The following is a 14,320-nucleotide window of genomic DNA, read 5'->3' on the forward strand; positions in this document are numbered from 1 at the left end:
GCTTGAAAAACAGCAATCAATGCGCTATGATGTGCGCCGTTCCTGCATTTTGCAGCAAGCCTTGCCTCATCCCCGCAATGCTTTCTTCCTTCCCTCCCCGTCATCGGAAACGACATGAAAAACATTGCTAAAAACATTACCGTGGGTGCGGCACTGTGCACCTCCCTGCTGTTCGCCTCGAGCGCGCAGGCGACCTGGAACGGCACGACCGCTAAAAGCGACGTCACGCTCAACGGCGCCGCCGCCGACGCGGTCGACTACGCTGTGCTGGTCAATCCCCAGGGCTTTTTCGTCACCAAGGGCGGCAGCGGCGGCTTTGCCAGCGACTTCGCGCTGTACGGCTCGAAGCAGGGCTGGACCTCGATCGCCGCCTTCGGCAGCAGCGCCGACAATGGCGTGGCCATCACGAGCGGCAAGCTGGGCGCCAACCTGACCTTCACCTTCGACAAGTCCGACAGCCGCCACGGCGCGTGGACCGTCGCCAACAACGATGCGAAGAACAACGTCAAGCTGGACCTGGTGTTCGCCATGTACGGCGGCATGGGCAGCTCGGCCTTCTTGTTCGACAATGAAACCATCGGCGCGGCCTCGACCAGCAACGGCAGCTGGACCTTCAACGGCCTGGCCCTGTTCGGCAACAAGGCCGGCTACGAGAACCTGACCATTTTCGCGCGCGACGTCAGCAAGACCGCCTTCGAGGTACCGAGCACCCCGGTGCCGGAACCGGAAACCTATGCCATGCTGCTCGCCGGCCTGGGCCTGGTCGGCTTCATGTCGCGCCGGCGCAAGGTCGCACAGCCGCTGTTCAGCTGATCAGCGCGCCTTCGCGCACCTCGATCAACGCCAGCCTCGTGCTGGCGTTTTTGTTGGATTGCAGCAACGTTACGCACGCCATCCCGGGGGCATGGATGACCTGCCGCGACTGAGCCCTTGCGGCGCGCGCAGCCCCCCCCCCGTTGAGCCCGGTCCAATGATTTTCCCGACCTGATGATATTTCATAGGAGAAATGTATTAAGGCGCAATAGTTGCATATAGGCTACTCAGATTGCACATATATAATTTTCTCAATTGAATCTCATCAATACATGGGGTACTATTACTTCCTGTACTTCCGCATTTGCATCAAGCGCTGCCTAAACCCCGCAATGCTTTCTCGATCACTTCCTTAAACATTGGAAACGACATGAAAAACATTGCCAAAACGATTAGCATCAGCGCGGCGCTCTTGACGACCATCGTGTTCGCCACCGGTGCGCACGCCGCCAATGGCAGCGCCGGCAAGACGAGCAAGAGCGATGTCAGCCTCAACGGCATGAGCGCCGACGCGGTCGACTATGCCGGCAGCGTCAATCCCCAGCAAGGCAGCAACGGCAACAGCAGCGGTTTCGCCAGCGACTTTGCGCTGTACGGCTCGAAGCAGGGCTGGACCTCGATCGCCGCCTTCGGCAGCAAAGCCGACAACGGCGTGGCCATCTCGACCAGCAAACTGGGCACCAGCCTCACCTTCACCTTCGACAAGACCGACGGTCGCCATGGTTCGTGGACTGTGGCCAACAACGACTTGAAAAACAACGTCAAGCTCGACCTGGTGTTTGCGATGCACACCGGCGGCGGCAGCTCGGCCTGGTTGTTCGATGACGAAGTCCTCGGCGCCGGTTCCAAAACCAGCGGCAGCTGGACCCTGAACGCGCTCAACCCGGGCGGCAAGCTGTCCGATTACTCGAGCCTGACGATTTTTGCACGCGACCTCGGCAAAACCGCCTTCCAGGTGCCGACCACACCAGTGCCGGAACCGGAAAGCTATGCCATGCTGCTGGCCGGCCTGGGCTTGATCGGCTTCATGTCGCGGCGCCGCAAGGGCGAGCACGACACCTTTCGCTGCTGATCCGCACGCCGTTCTTCAGCCGAAAAAAAACGCCAGCATCGCTGGCGTTTTTTTTCGCTTGTGCATTCCACGCCGCGCTACACGCCGTGCGTTACACGCCGTGCGTTACACGCCGTGCGATACACGCCGTGCGATACACGCCGTGCTTACACTCTCGGTGGATCAGTTTCGCGCGCGAAAGAACGGTGACCGGCCAGCGCCTTCTTGAACGCTGTCAAGGCCGGGGTCAGGGCCCCGCTTTCGGTGCCGATCAGCGCCGGGTCGGCCGAACCGTCCGGCAGGGCCGGCGGCACGCCCGCGTGTTTCAGCAGCGCGGCCCCGGCCCCGACCACCAGGATCGGCTTGCAATGACGATACTGCTCACGCACGAAGTCGAGCGCATGGGCGTCGCGGCTGAGAATGGCGACCGCATCGCCATCGGGCACGACCACCGCGTCGTACAGCACCGAGGGACCGGCTTCGAGCGTGATTTCCACGTCCAGCGAGGCGCCGTCGCTGGTCTTGACCTTGCCCAGCTGGCTGGCCACCACGCGCGGCACGGCGCCATCTTCCAGCAGCGAGCTGTAGATGGCGCGCACCATGGCGCCGTCGACGCCGTTGGCCACCAGCAGCGCGACCTTGCGCGTGCGGATCCCGGTTTCGCCCGGACGGCTGAGCAAGGACAGGGCCGGCGACGGTTCGTACTCATGCATCGGACGGTCGGTTGCCAGCGGCAGCGGTGGCGGCACTTCCATGCCCAGGCCGCCGGCAACGGAACCGGCCAGGACCGGATTCACATTGGCCAGGGTGGCCAGCACGCGCTCGCGCACGGCCGGGGTCTGCACGCGCGTCAGCTCGAAGCGGAAGGCGGCGGCAATGTGGGCCTGTTCGACCGGGCTCTGGCTGTTAAAGAACAGGCGCGCCTGCGAATAGTGGTCGGCGAACAGCTCCGGATTGCCGCGTACCTTGTCTTCCGAAATGGTCTGCGGAAAGCTGGTGAAGCCGGTTTTCATACCTGCCTGGAAGGGGCAACCGCCGGCCAGCGAGTTCGGCTCGTAATTGACGCGGCCACGGTGGATCGCCTGGCGGTGCATGCCGTCGCGCTGGTTATTGTGTACCGGCGCGAGCGGCGCGTTGACCGGGATTTCGTGGAAATTGGCACCACCGAGGCGGCTGATCTGGGTATCGAGGTAGGAATGGATACGGCCTTGCAGCAGCGGATCGTTACTGAAATCGATGCCGGGAACGATGTGGGCGGTACAGAAGGCCACCTGTTCCGTTTCGGCGAAGAAGTTGTCCGGATTACGGTTGAGCACCATCTTGCCCACTGGCGTGAGTGGCACCAATTCTTCGGGCACGAGCTTGGTCGGGTCGAGCACGTCGAAGGCGAACGATTCGGCTTGCTCTTCGGTGAAGATCTGCAGCGCCAGCTCCCACTCGGGAAAATTGCCGCTGTCGATAGCTTCCCACAGGTCGCGCCGATGATAGTCGGGATCGGCGCCGACCAGCTTGGCGGCCTCGTCCCACACCAGCGAGTGCGTGCCCTGCAGCGGGGTCCAGTGGAATTTGCAGAACACCGACGCGCCGGCCGCATTGACCAGGCGGAAGGTGTGTACGCCGAAACCCTGCATGGTGCGGTAGCTGCGCGGAATGGCGCGGTCCGACATTTGCCACAGCAGCATGTGGGTCGATTCCGGCATCAGGGAGACAAAGTCCCAGAAGGTATCGTGGGCGCTCGATGCTTGCGGCATCGCATGGTGCGGCTCGGGCTTAACCGAATGCACCAGGTCGGGGAACTTCATGGCGTCCTGGATAAAGAAGACAGGCATGTTGTTGCCGACCAGATCCCAGTTGCCTTCGTCCGTATAGAACTTGACGGCGAAACCGCGCACATCGCGCACGGTGTCGGAGGAACCTCTTTCGCCGGCGACGGTCGAAAACCTGGTGAACACGGGAGTGCGCTTGCCGGGCTGGGCAAACAGCGAGGCGCGCGTTACCGCGCTCAGGTCCTGGTAGCTCTCGAAATAGCCGTGCGCAGCCGAGCCACGGGCATGTACCACGCGCTCGGGGATGCGCTCATGGTCGAAATGGGTGATTTTCTCACGCAGGATAAAGTCTTCCAGCGCGGTCGGGCCACGCAGGCCGATCTTGAGCGAATGCTGGTTATCGGCAATCGGTACGCCCTGGTTGGTAGTGAGGACTTGTCCGCCGCTGTCGACGCGCACGCGGTCGAGCGGCCCGACGGCCGGATTCACGCCCGCTGGCGGCACACCGCTGCCGAGCTTGGCGGAGGCGATGGTTTCGGTCGCGGTGCTGCCGGTGGCAAGCGGGGTCGATGGCTCGGCCGTGGCGCCAGGCGGCGGCGTGCGCGCAGCGTCGCCGTACTCGGCCGGCTTGTTCGGATTGAACGGCATCGCTGCCGCCAGCTGCTGGCCGGCGACGGTCTTGGCCAGCAACTGTTCGGCGATCGGATCGCTGCTGCCCAGGCTGGTGGGCGGCTGCGCGTTGGAGGGTCCGGAGACGGTGCTCAGAATGGAGCCGGCGCCATCTTCCGAGGAGCCCGTTTTCTTACGTGTGACCATTGAATACCTCAACTAAAATGTGTGGGACGAGAGACCGGCGCGGGAATGCGACACCACCTGCCAGGGCAAGGTAGCGAAACGATCAAAACGAGGGTGTGGGGACGTACGGAGCGTGCCCGGACGGCGCAAACCGCCCGGGACCCTGCCAGCGCATGACAGCGCAGGTCAGTTACGACGGCCCAGCAGTTTTGACAGCGTGTAACCGACGCCCAGCGCTACCAGGATCGAGGTCGCCGGGCTGGTGCGGACATAGTCGCGCCCGGTTTCTGCGAAGTTCTTGTAGGCATCGGTCAGCTGGCGGGTTTTTTCATCGACGCGACCAGTCACGCCGCTCAGGGCGCCACTGACTTTGTCGACACCGGCGTGGGCGCTGGAAGCCATGCGATCGACGATCGGCTGGGCGGCGTCGGCGGCCTTGTCGATGGTGTTGTGCAGGTCGGTCGCGCTTTTGCTCAGATCGCTGCCCTTGTTGTTGTCGTTGGGCTTGTTATTCTCGCTGCGGCCGGCGCCAAGATCCTTGCCCATGCTGCTGCCCGAACCTTCGTTACCCAGATTGCTTGCGTTGCCGCCGTTCGATTTTTGATTGTCCATGATCCATTCCTCTAAAAGTTTGTTACCAGCGCGGTGGTGACACCTGTTGTTGGTGCCGAATACAAAAAATATAACGATTGCCGTTTGCTCACTGTGCGGTGACTAACAGAATTGCCATGCATGCCAGGAGGCATTGTTATGCCGGAGGGTGGGAATGGGGGGGTGCGGGCGCTTTGCGCGCCCTCAACAATGCAATATTGACGCGGGCGATGCCGGCGCAGGATGGACAGGTGAATGAGCCCGATCAATGGCATTGCCGGGCAGGCCGGCTGCGATGCCGGCCTGCCGAGGCAGGCTCTACATACACGCCCATGAATAAGGGGCATTTTTGCGTTCCACGGCCGGCGCGCTGCGGCCTTGCCCTCCGCTCGCAGGGCTCGCACTGCGTTCGCGGAGGGTGCGCGGCAATCGCATCCGGCCATGTTCGCCAAATTCTGGCCTGTATGTTTAGCAGTCGGCCCGATGGCCGCCATGATGCGACAAGCCAAAACCGGCCCCATGCGCCCTCCCCGTCGGGCCGAACAGCGCGGCAACCAGCGGATCGCGGTAGGGATGGCCCTTCCATTCTGACGCCAGGACGCGCTGGATCGGGTGCGGATCGGGTTCGGTGGGATCGGGCAGGCCGGCGGCCCGGTACACCATGTGCGCGCGCCGCGTGCGCGGATCGCGCCCGATCGCGCCTTCGCGGAACAGCTCCAGGCATTGCTGGCGCACCTTTTCGGCATCGGCGCCCAGGCGTTGGGCCAGCGGGGCGACTTGCGTGGGACCGTGCGCGAGCGCGGCCAGGATGTTGCAACGCAGTTGATCAACCAGATAACGTCTCATGCTGCCCTCCAGTAAGTGTCGATGGCTTGGGCCAGGGCATCGCCGTCGAGGCGATGGCGCAGCGCGGTTAATTCCCCGATCACGCCACCGGCGGCGACGGCGGCGTTGCGGCTCTCTCGCCAGGCGCATGCGACGGCGAGCAACTGGCGCGCTTCGTGATTGAGTTCTGGTTGGACGGTCATCTGTTCTCCTTGGTGGCATGCCTGCCGCTGGCGCGGGCGTGGCGGGGCGGCCGCCATTGCAACTGCAATGACGCCGGACTTGGGGTCAAACTGGTCGAACTGCCGGGTCAGGCCCGGCGCGCAGCACGGTGCGCGGGCACCGGTGACGCACATCGATCGCCTCGACTGATCGTGCCTGCCACCGGCGTAGTACGCAGGCTGGGCCGGACGACCGCATCAGGCGGCTGGCACCGGCCGCGCGCGCGGCTGGAGACCATGACCTCCTGGCGCAACAAGGCGCTGGTAAAGCCGGGCAAAAACCGGACAGGTATCGCTGTGTTCATAAGCAGTATATTAGTCCTACTAATCACGTTTGTCAACAGTCAGACTGATTGCTTTTTATTAGTTTTCCTTATATTGTTCGATGTATGCCAGCCCTCCCCCTAAACCCACACGAGCTCGCGGAAGCAGCGCAGCTCAAGCAACTCTTCATTGAGTGGCAACACGCGCGCCGCAGCCAAGGGCTGCCTGCGTCCCAGGAAGCCGCCGCCAACCAGATGGCGTTCGGCCAAAGCGCCTTGAACCAATATCTCAACGGCAAAATCCCCTTGAATATCGATGTCGCCATCAAGTTTTCGAAACTGCTGGGCGTGCCGATCTCCGCCTTCAGCGCCGCGCTGGCCTCGCATGCGGACGATTACGCCGCAGCCAAGGATGCGATGGCCTTGGCGCAGTCGCGCGAGAACGATTTCCGCCTGGTCGGCAGGCGCATCACGATCGATGCCGACCAGGACGAGACCATCCCCATCAAGAAGGTCAGCCTGACCTTGCGCGCCGGCGTCATGGGCTTCGAGGCGTCGCAGGAGGATCAAACCGACACCACCATCAATCTGCCGCGTCGCTTCATCGAGAAAAACGACCTGGTGCCGCAATGCCTGCTGGCCATCAGCGTCAAGGGCGACAGCATGTGGCCGTTGATGATCGAAGGCGATGTGGTCGTCATCAATATTGCCGACACCAAACCGATCAACAACGAGTTGTACGCGGTCAATTTCGATGGCGAGGCCGTGGTCAAGCAACTGGTGCGCGAGGGCCGCGAATGGTATCTGTCTTCCATGAATCCGGACCCGGCCTACCACCGGCGCGCCTGCCGCGGCGGCGAATGCATCATCGTCGGACGCGTGATCCGGCAGGAAGCGCGCACCTTGATGAATCGCGTCTGAGGACGCCTGCGGGCCGCCAAGGGTGGATTTGACTGCTCACCTACTTCACCGCGCCCGCCATGTGCGGGCATGTTGACGCGCCTGCCGGCCGTCGTCACACCTCAAATTATCAGTCGGACTACTCGTCATAAAAATCAGTCGGGCGAATAGCCAGGAAGTAGAACAAGGAGAGGAAATCAGAAAAGAACGCGAACGGCTGGAAGCGCAATACAAGAAAGCCGATGCCGAATGGCGGCAAACACAAGCGCAATGGCGTCAAGCCGGGATCGAGCAGCGGATGGAACGTCAACGCGTCGAGGCGCAGTTGTGGGCCGAGCACCGTCGCCAGTCGGCAGGGCGGGAACAAAGAGAAGTCGAGCGCCAAGGTGTGCAGAGGAACGGCACGTCGAGTTTGTGCGCATGGGTGCGGAGCGGCGCGCGGAATTCGAAAAGCGCCTCGATGAGCGCTTTGACAATATGGATTGCCACTACCTTGAAATCAAGGCCGGCAAGACCTCAAGAAAACGGTCATCATTACCGCCATCACGGCAGCCCAGGCAACGGTGTTCGGGGTCGCTGCCTTTAACGCGACGCTCCTGTCCGGCATGATCAGCAGCGTCGAAGCAGGAAAATACACCAGCGGCGCGCAGAGCGGGAAAACGCTGTTGCACCTCCCGTCCCTGGCGCCATCGACGCTGCGCTGAGCGCCCCATGAGCGCCGGCACCCGCCCCAATCAGCCGCCACCGGCAAGAAAAAACCCGCTACGCCGTGAGGCGTGCGGGTTTTTACTTGATACATATACCTGGTGCCGATTGCCGGAATCGAACTGGCGACCTTTTCATTACGAATGAACTGCTCTACCAACTGAGCTAAATCGGCGAAGACGCGTATTCTAGCAAAGAACCCGGCAAAATTGCTAGTCCGAATGCGCGTTCTTTCGGTTTTTGTCAAAAAAACCAGTTTTACTCGGCGTGATAGCTGCTCACGCGCTCAACTTCACTCTTCGAACCGAGGAACACCGGCACCCGCTGGTGCAGCTTGTGCGGCGCGATATCGAGGATGCGGGTGCGTCCGTCGGTCGCGGCGCCGCCGGCCTGCTCGACGATCATCGCCATCGGATTGGCTTCGTACATCAGGCGCAGCTTGCCCGGCATCGAGGTGTCGCGCGTATCGGCCGGATACATGAAGATGCCGCCGCGGTTGAGGATGCGATGCACGTCGGCCACCATCGAAGCGATCCAGCGCATATTGAAATCCTTGCCACGAACGCCGGTCGATCCGGCCAGCAGCTCGTCGACATAGCGCTGCACCGGCGCGTGCCAGTGGCGCTGGTTCGACATGTTGATCGCGAATTCCTTGGTCGCTTCGGGAATCATCATGTGGCGCTGGGTCAGCACCCAGGAACCCATTTCGCGGTCCAGGGTGAAGCAGTGTACGCCATTGCCGGTGGTGAGCACCAGCATGGTCTGCGGGCCGTACACGGCGTAACCGGCGGCGACCTGCATGCTACCGGCCTGCATGAAGTCCGCTTCGGTCGGCGTGCCCATGCCTTCGGGCGCCTTGAGCACCGAGAAGATGGTGCCGATCGAGACGTTGACGTCGATGTTGGACGAGCCGTCGAGCGGGTCGAACAAGAGCATGTATTCGCCCATCGGATAACGGTTCGGGATCGGATGGATCGATTCCATCTCTTCCGACGCCATTGCCGCCAGGTGGCCGCCCCATTCGTTCGCCTCGAGCAGGATCTCGTTCGAGATCACGTCCAGCTTTTTCTGCACTTCGCCCTGGATGTTCTCGGTGTCGGCGCTGCCGAGGATATCACCGAGCGCTCCCTTGCCGACCGAATGGCTGATGGTCTTGCAGGCGCGCGCGACCACTTCGATCAGCAGGCGCAGTTCGGCCGGGATGGAGTTATGCAGCCGTTGTTCTTCGACCAGGTGTTGCGTGAGACTGACGCGTTTCATTCACTTCCCTTTGATGTGTTGAATATGCTTTGGTCGCCGCGGCGATTAGTTGGCGAGCGCCTTGCTCACCACTTCGCGCACGTCGCTGGATAATTTTTTCACGCCGGCGACCTTCTGCAAGGCCTTCTTCATCTGCGCCTGCAGGGCCGGCGCATACCTGCGCCAGCGGTCCATCGAGCGCGCCAGGCGGCTGGCCACTTGCGGGTTCAGGGCGTCGAGCGCGATCACCTGCTCGGACCAGAAGGCGTAGCCGCTGCCGTCCGGCGCGTGGAACTGCGCCGGATTGCCGACGCAGAAAGTAAATACCAGGCTGCGCGCGCGGTTCGGATTCTGGATGTTGAAAGCCGCATGGCGCATCAGCCCGCGCACCGCCGCCACGTCGGTGGCCGGGGCCGAGGCCTGCATCGCGAACCACTTGTCGATCACCAGCGCCTCGTTGTCAAAATCGGCGTAGAACGCTTGCAGCGCCGCCTGCGCCGAGCCAGCGCCGGCATGGATCAGGGCCGCCAGCGCGGCCACCCGGTCGGTCATGTTGCCGGCGTTGTCGAACTGCGCCTGGGCCAGCGCGATACCCTCTTCGCTGGAGGTCGACGCCAGGTAGGCCAGGGCCAGGTTCTTCAGGCCGCGTCGCCCCGCCGACAAGGCATCGGGACTGTACGCGCCCGGGGTCTGGTTGGCGTCGTACTGTGCGCGCAGCTCGACGCGCAGCGCCTCGCCGACGCTGCGCCGCACGAACTGGCGCGCCTGGTGGATGGCCTGCGGATTGACCACCTCCATCTGGTCGGCGATCATGCTCTCGGACGGCAGCAGCAAGGCCTGCTCGCGGAAGGCGGCATCGAGCGATTCGTCGGCCAGGATCTTGCGCAGCGCTTCGATGAAGGTGGTGTCCAGTTCAAGCGTGTCGCCCGCGGCCACGGCGCTGGTGAGCTTGAGCAGGCGCGCCATGGCCAGGCGCTGGCCCGCTTCCCAGCGGTTGACCGGGTCGCTGTCATGGCTGAACAGGTGCAGCAGCTCGGTATCGGTGTAATCGTATTCCAGCACCACGGGCGCCGAAAAATCGCGCAGGATCGATGGCGTCGGCGCTTCCTTCACACCGGTAAAGCGGAAGGTGCGCGATGCATCGGTCAGTTCCAGCACCGCGGTGACGGCATCGAGTCCATCGACGTTCAGGTGCAGGTCGCGCCCGTCGGCGCCGAGCAGGCCCACCGCCACCGGAACATGAAACGGCAGCTTGTGCTCCTGGCCGGGCGTGGCCGGGCAGCGCTGGGTCAGGGTCAGCTCGTAGGTGTGAGCGTCGCCGTCGTAGCGTCCTTCGGCGCGCACCACCGGCGTGCCGGCCTGGCTGTACCAGCGCTCGAACTGCGACAGGTCGCGTTCTCCGGCATCGGCCATGGCGGCGCGGAAGTCGTCGCAGGTCACGGCCTGGCCGTCATGCCGTTCGAAATACAGGTCCATGCCCTTGCGGAAGCGTTCGCGCCCGAGCAGGGTCTGGTACATGCGCACCACTTCGGCGCCTTTTTCGTAGACGGTGACGGTGTAGAAGTTATTGATCTCCACAAAAGAATCGGGCCGCACCGGATGCGCCATCGGCCCCGCGTCTTCCGGGAACTGGGCCTGGCGCAGCGTGCGCACCTGGTCGATGCGGGTCACCGCGCGCCCGCTCTCGGTGCCGATCATGTCGGCCGAGAATTCCTGGTCGCGGAACACCGTCAGCCCTTCTTTCAGCGACAGCTGGAACCAGTCGCGGCACGTAATGCGGTTGCCGGTCCAGTTGTGGAAATACTCGTGCCCGACCACCGCTTCGATACCGGCGTAGTCGATATCGGTCGCCACGCGCGGGTTGGCCAGCACGAACTTGGTGTTGAAGATGTTCAGGCCCTTGTTTTCCATCGCGCCCATGTTGAAGTCGCCCACGGCGACGATCATGAAACGGTCCAGGTCGAGTTCGAGCCCGAAACGCTCTTCATCCCAGCGGATCGAGTTCTTGAGCGACTGCATGGCGTAATCGGTCTTGTCGAGATTGCCATCTTCAACCCACACCTGCAACAGCGCCGAGCGGCCATCGGCCAGTTTAAACGTTTCTTCCTGGCACACCAGGCGCGCCGCCACCAGCGCGAACAGGTACGATGGCTTCTTGAACGGGTCTTCCCATTTGGCAAAGTGGCGCCCATCGCCAAGTTCGCCCTCTTCGATCAGGTTGCCGTTAGACAGCAGCACCGGATAGGTGGCCTTATCGGCGCGCAACATCACCGTGTATGTCGCCATCACGTCGGGACGGTCGGGGAAATACGTGATGTTGCGGAAACCTTCCGCCTCGCATTGGGTAAAAAAGTTGCCGTTCGATACGTACAACCCGTTCAAGGTTGTATTCTTGACCGGTGTCGTCAGGGTTTCGATTTCCAGGGTCACCGCGTCGGGCGCGTTGGGGATGACCAGCATCTTGTCGTCGAGGCGGTAATCGCGCTTGGACAGGGTCTTGCCGTTCATGCGCAGCGCGACCAAGATGATATTTTCTCCGTGCAACTCAATCTCGCGTACCTTGCTCTCCGGATTGCGCGTCATGGTCAGGCGGCTGGCGACGATGGTGCGCTGCGGGTCGAGATCAAAGCCAAGTTCGACCGTTTCCACCATAAAGCCGGGCGGGGTGTACTCTTTGCGATAGATGGTTTGCGGAGTGTCTGTGCGCATGGGATCTCGGAAGGGACGGTGAGTCGGGAGCCTATTTTACCAATACCACAAGCTTGCGCCGCGCCTCATTGCCTCGGCATGTCTGTATCGCAGTGTACACGGGGGTAACAACTTGTAAAAATTCTGCGAAAATAGACTGTGAGCCATAAAGTTAGCTTCGGTGAAATCCGTTTTGAGTGATGGGAGTAGCGTCATGGGAGTAATGCGATGAAACGATTATTGATGGCCGCCGGTGCGGCGCTGACGCTGTTACTGGGAGGCTGCGCGAGCACCATCCGCAGCGATGTGACCACTTTCCACCAGTGGCCGGCCGAGCTGCAGGACAAGACCTATGTGTTCGAAGCGCCGCCGGTGCAGGACGATACGCTTGAACTGCGCAGCTACCAGAACCTGGTGCGCGGCGAGCTGACGCGCCTGGGTTTCCGCGACGCCGGCGAAAGCGGCAAGCCGACCCTGAAAATCTCGATGCGTTTCACCACCACCGATATCCCGGTGCGCATCGTCGAAGTGGTCGATCCCTTCTTTTACGCCAGCCCGCGCTTCGCCTTCGGCGGCTACGGCTATCGCGGCCGCCACTGGGGCGCGCGGCGCTACTGGGGCGGCTGGCACAGCCCCTTCTACGATCCGTTCTGGACCGGCGCGCCGATGTACCGCGAACGCATCGATCACCAGTACCGGCGCGAACTGCAGGTCGGGATCAAGTCCATCCCCGACGGCAAGCGCCTGTTCGACGTCACCGTGCATAACATGAGCCGCGACATGTCCACCCCGGCGCTGATGCCGGCCCTGGTGCACAGCGCCTTTGCCGAATTCCCGGGCGTGAGCGGGGTGGCGCGGCGGGTCGAGCTGAAACGCGAAGGCTGATTGGCCGGCATCACAAACAACGCGCTCCGTGGAGCGCGTTTTTCATGGATGGCCGAGCCAGGCCTCCGAGCCGAAGGTGATGCCGACGATCAGCAGCACCGCCAGCACCAGAGCGATCAACAGGCGCCCGAACTTGGGCGAGCCGTCGTCAGGCTTGCCGTCCGGCGCGCTCATGGCACCAGGATCGACGAGCCGGTCGTCTTGCGCGCTTCAAGGTCGATATGCGCCTGCGCGGCGTCGGCCAGCTTGTAGGTCTGGTTGATATCGATCTTCACCTCGCCGCTGGCGACCACCGCGAACAGGTCGGCGGCCATCGCTTCGAGGTCGGCGCGCCTGGCGGCGTAGCTGAACAGGGTCGGACGGGTGATGAACAGCGAGCCGCGCGAGGACAGTTCGGCCAGCGAAAAATCGGGCACCGGGCCGGAGGCGCTGCCGAAGCTGACCATCATCCCCAGCGGGCGCAGGCAGTCGAGCGACTTGGTGAAGGTATCCTTGCCGATCGAGTCGTACACCACCGAGACTTTTTCGCCGTTGGTGATGTCCATCACGCGCGCGACAAAATCTTCGGTGTTGTAGTTGATGACATGGCTGCAGCCGGCGGCCTTGGCCAGCGCGGCTTTTTCGTCGGAACCGACGGTGCCGATCATGTGTACGCCGAGCGCGCGCGCCCACTGCGAGGCGATCAGGCCCACGCCGCCGGCGGCCGCGTGGAACAAAATGGTGTCGCCGCGCTTGAGCGGCACGGTGCGGCGGAACAGGTACTGCACGGTCAGCCCCTGCAGCATCATGGCGGCGCCGGTCTCGAACGAGATCGCCTCGGGCAGGCGCAGCAGCAGCGCGGACGGCATGTTGCGCACCTCGCAGTAAGCCCCGTTCGGACGGCCGGCGTAGGCCACGCGGTCGCCCACGGCCACCTCGGTCACGCCTTCTCCGATCGCCTCGACCACGCCCGCGCCTTCCATGCCCAGGTCCGCCGGCAGCGGCTGCGGATACAAGCCGGTGCGAAAGTACACGTCGATAAAATTGATGCCGCAGGCGGCGTGGCGCACGCGCGCTTCGCCCGCTCCGGGCTCGCCCACCTCCACGTCGACGTATTCCATGACTTCGGGACCGCCGGTGCGGTTCATGCGGATTGCTTTTGCGATCATGCTGGACTCCTGTCTGTTTCTGGTTCCGGGATGGTTTGCGCGGCCGCCAGCCTGAGGTGCGACAGCAGCACATGGGCGCTCGACAGATTGGTGGCGCAAGCGACGTTGTGGACGTCGCAGGCGCGCACCAGCGCATTGATGTCCGGTTCGTGCGGCTGCGGCGTCATCGGGTCGCGCAGGAACACCACCGCGTCGACCTGGCCTTCGACCAGGGCCGCGCCGATCTGCAGGTCGCCGCCGAACGGGCCGGACTCCTTGCGTTCCACCGCCAGCCCCAGTTCCATGATCAGGCGCGCGCCGGTGGTGCCGGTCGCCATCAGCTGGCAGCCGCGCAGGAAATCGACGTATTCGCCGGCGAGCACGATCATGTCGTCCTTCTTCTTGTCGTGCGCGATCAGGGCGATGCGGGGCATGGTCGGTTGGTTCATTC

14 protein-coding genes and 1 tRNA gene are annotated in these 14,320 nt (G+C 62.9%); 4 read left to right on the forward strand and 11 right to left on the reverse strand.

Features of this window, described 5'->3' with window-relative positions:
- The first annotated feature begins 114 nt into the window (after positions 1 to 114).
- On the forward strand, positions 115 to 813 hold the full coding sequence (locus F1735_RS36210; RefSeq protein ID WP_229505560.1) for a PEP-CTERM sorting domain-containing protein: 699 nt from the start codon (positions 115 to 117) through the stop codon (positions 811 to 813).
- 370 nt (positions 814 to 1,183) lie between these two features.
- Positions 1,184 to 1,885 (forward strand): PEP-CTERM sorting domain-containing protein, encoded by a 702-nt coding sequence (locus tag F1735_RS36215; RefSeq protein WP_229505561.1) that lies wholly within the window; start codon positions 1,184 to 1,186, stop codon positions 1,883 to 1,885.
- A gap of 146 nt (positions 1,886 to 2,031) precedes the next feature.
- Here the strand turns inward: F1735_RS36215 and F1735_RS00250 are convergent, their stop codons facing one another.
- The 4 genes from F1735_RS00250 to F1735_RS00265 all read right to left on the reverse strand — a co-directional run bounded on the left by F1735_RS00250 (position 2,032) and on the right by F1735_RS00265 (position 6,044).
- Entirely contained in the window at positions 2,032 to 4,446 is a 2,415-nt protein-coding gene (locus tag F1735_RS00250) for a catalase (protein ID WP_167235050.1), read from the reverse strand.
- A 165-nt stretch (positions 4,447 to 4,611) separates the two neighbouring features.
- Positions 4,612 to 5,037 carry a DUF883 family protein gene (locus F1735_RS00255; protein ID WP_229505562.1) on the reverse strand — a complete coding sequence of 142 codons (426 nt, stop codon included), beginning with the start codon at positions 5,035 to 5,037 and terminating at the stop codon, positions 4,612 to 4,614.
- 447 nt (positions 5,038 to 5,484) lie between these two features.
- The gene (locus F1735_RS00260; protein WP_166889909.1) at positions 5,485 to 5,862 is read right to left on the reverse strand and encodes a hypothetical protein; all 378 of its coding nucleotides are present in this window, start codon (positions 5,860 to 5,862) and stop codon (positions 5,485 to 5,487) included.
- The gene (locus F1735_RS00265; protein ID WP_166889906.1) at positions 5,859 to 6,044 is read right to left on the reverse strand and encodes a hypothetical protein; all 186 of its coding nucleotides are present in this window, start codon (positions 6,042 to 6,044) and stop codon (positions 5,859 to 5,861) included. The genes F1735_RS00260 and F1735_RS00265 overlap by 4 nt, the downstream gene beginning before the upstream one ends.
- Positions 6,045 to 6,451: 407 nt before the next feature.
- Here F1735_RS00265 and F1735_RS00270 point away from each other — a divergent pair, with 407 nt between their 5' ends.
- Entirely contained in the window at positions 6,452 to 7,246 is a 795-nt protein-coding gene (locus F1735_RS00270; protein WP_267876635.1) for a LexA family transcriptional regulator, read from the forward strand.
- A 118-nt stretch (positions 7,247 to 7,364) separates the two neighbouring features.
- On the opposite strand, the gene F1735_RS00275 is transcribed toward F1735_RS00270, so the two are convergent.
- The 4 genes from F1735_RS00275 to pepN form a co-directional block, all read right to left on the reverse strand.
- Entirely contained in the window at positions 7,365 to 7,610 is a 246-nt protein-coding gene (locus F1735_RS00275) for a hypothetical protein (protein WP_167235051.1), read from the reverse strand.
- A gap of 419 nt (positions 7,611 to 8,029) precedes the next feature.
- Positions 8,030 to 8,105: transfer RNA gene (locus F1735_RS00280), tRNA-Thr, on the reverse strand.
- 83 nt (positions 8,106 to 8,188) lie between these two features.
- Positions 8,189 to 9,190, reverse strand: a complete 1,002-nt coding sequence (locus tag F1735_RS00285) for a class 1 fructose-bisphosphatase (protein ID WP_167235052.1) — start codon at positions 9,188 to 9,190, stop codon at positions 8,189 to 8,191.
- A gap of 45 nt (positions 9,191 to 9,235) precedes the next feature.
- The gene (pepN, locus tag F1735_RS00290; protein ID WP_167235053.1) at positions 9,236 to 11,878 is read right to left on the reverse strand and encodes an aminopeptidase N; all 2,643 of its coding nucleotides are present in this window, start codon (positions 11,876 to 11,878) and stop codon (positions 9,236 to 9,238) included.
- A gap of 207 nt (positions 11,879 to 12,085) precedes the next feature.
- On the opposite strand from pepN, the gene F1735_RS00295 reads away from it, so the two are divergent.
- Positions 12,086 to 12,742 (forward strand): DUF4136 domain-containing protein, encoded by a 657-nt coding sequence (locus F1735_RS00295; RefSeq protein WP_167235054.1) that lies wholly within the window; start codon positions 12,086 to 12,088, stop codon positions 12,740 to 12,742.
- Positions 12,743 to 12,784: 42 nt separating this feature from the next.
- Here the strand turns inward: F1735_RS00295 and F1735_RS37330 are convergent, their stop codons facing one another.
- The 3 genes from F1735_RS37330 to F1735_RS00305 are packed head-to-tail and all read right to left on the reverse strand — an operon-like array spanning position 12,785 to position 14,318.
- The gene (locus tag F1735_RS37330; RefSeq protein WP_267875854.1) at positions 12,785 to 12,916 is read right to left on the reverse strand and encodes a hypothetical protein; all 132 of its coding nucleotides are present in this window, start codon (positions 12,914 to 12,916) and stop codon (positions 12,785 to 12,787) included.
- Complete coding sequence (locus F1735_RS00300; protein WP_373888444.1) at positions 12,913 to 13,887, reverse strand: quinone oxidoreductase family protein; 975 nt, start codon at positions 13,885 to 13,887, stop codon at positions 12,913 to 12,915. The genes F1735_RS37330 and F1735_RS00300 overlap by 4 nt, the downstream gene beginning before the upstream one ends.
- Positions 13,887 to 14,318 (reverse strand): methylglyoxal synthase, encoded by a 432-nt coding sequence (locus F1735_RS00305; protein ID WP_167235055.1) that lies wholly within the window; start codon positions 14,316 to 14,318, stop codon positions 13,887 to 13,889. The genes F1735_RS00300 and F1735_RS00305 overlap by 1 nt, the downstream gene beginning before the upstream one ends.
- Positions 14,319 to 14,320: the final 2 nt, after the last annotated feature.

Origin of the sequence: Massilia genomosp. 1, from assembly GCF_011682185.1 — a bacterium.
GTDB classification, from domain to species: domain Bacteria; phylum Pseudomonadota; class Gammaproteobacteria; order Burkholderiales; family Burkholderiaceae_D; genus Telluria_A; species Telluria_A rubra.

Excerpts from the sequence above, each read along its gene's own strand:
- F1735_RS36210 (WP_229505560.1), top strand. The coding sequence starts at position 115 with ATGAAAAACATTGCTAAAAACATTACCGTGGGTGCGGCACTGTGCACC.
- F1735_RS36215 (WP_229505561.1), top strand. The coding sequence starts at position 1,184 with ATGAAAAACATTGCCAAAACGATTAGCATCAGCGCGGCGCTCTTGACG.
- F1735_RS00250 (WP_167235050.1), bottom strand. The coding sequence starts at position 4,446 with ATGGTCACACGTAAGAAAACGGGCTCCTCGGAAGATGGCGCCGGCTCC.
- F1735_RS00255 (WP_229505562.1), bottom strand. The coding sequence starts at position 5,037 with ATGGACAATCAAAAATCGAACGGCGGCAACGCAAGCAATCTGGGTAAC.
- F1735_RS00260 (WP_166889909.1), bottom strand. The coding sequence starts at position 5,862 with ATGAGACGTTATCTGGTTGATCAACTGCGTTGCAACATCCTGGCCGCG.
- F1735_RS00265 (WP_166889906.1), bottom strand. The coding sequence starts at position 6,044 with ATGACCGTCCAACCAGAACTCAATCACGAAGCGCGCCAGTTGCTCGCC.
- F1735_RS00270 (WP_267876635.1), top strand. The coding sequence starts at position 6,452 with ATGCCAGCCCTCCCCCTAAACCCACACGAGCTCGCGGAAGCAGCGCAG.
- F1735_RS00285 (WP_167235052.1), bottom strand. The coding sequence starts at position 9,190 with ATGAAACGCGTCAGTCTCACGCAACACCTGGTCGAAGAACAACGGCTG.
- pepN (WP_167235053.1), bottom strand. The coding sequence starts at position 11,878 with ATGCGCACAGACACTCCGCAAACCATCTATCGCAAAGAGTACACCCCG.
- F1735_RS00295 (WP_167235054.1), top strand. The coding sequence starts at position 12,086 with ATGAAACGATTATTGATGGCCGCCGGTGCGGCGCTGACGCTGTTACTG.
- F1735_RS37330 (WP_267875854.1), bottom strand. The coding sequence starts at position 12,916 with ATGAGCGCGCCGGACGGCAAGCCTGACGACGGCTCGCCCAAGTTCGGG.
- F1735_RS00305 (WP_167235055.1), bottom strand. The coding sequence starts at position 14,318 with ATGAACCAACCGACCATGCCCCGCATCGCCCTGATCGCGCACGACAAG.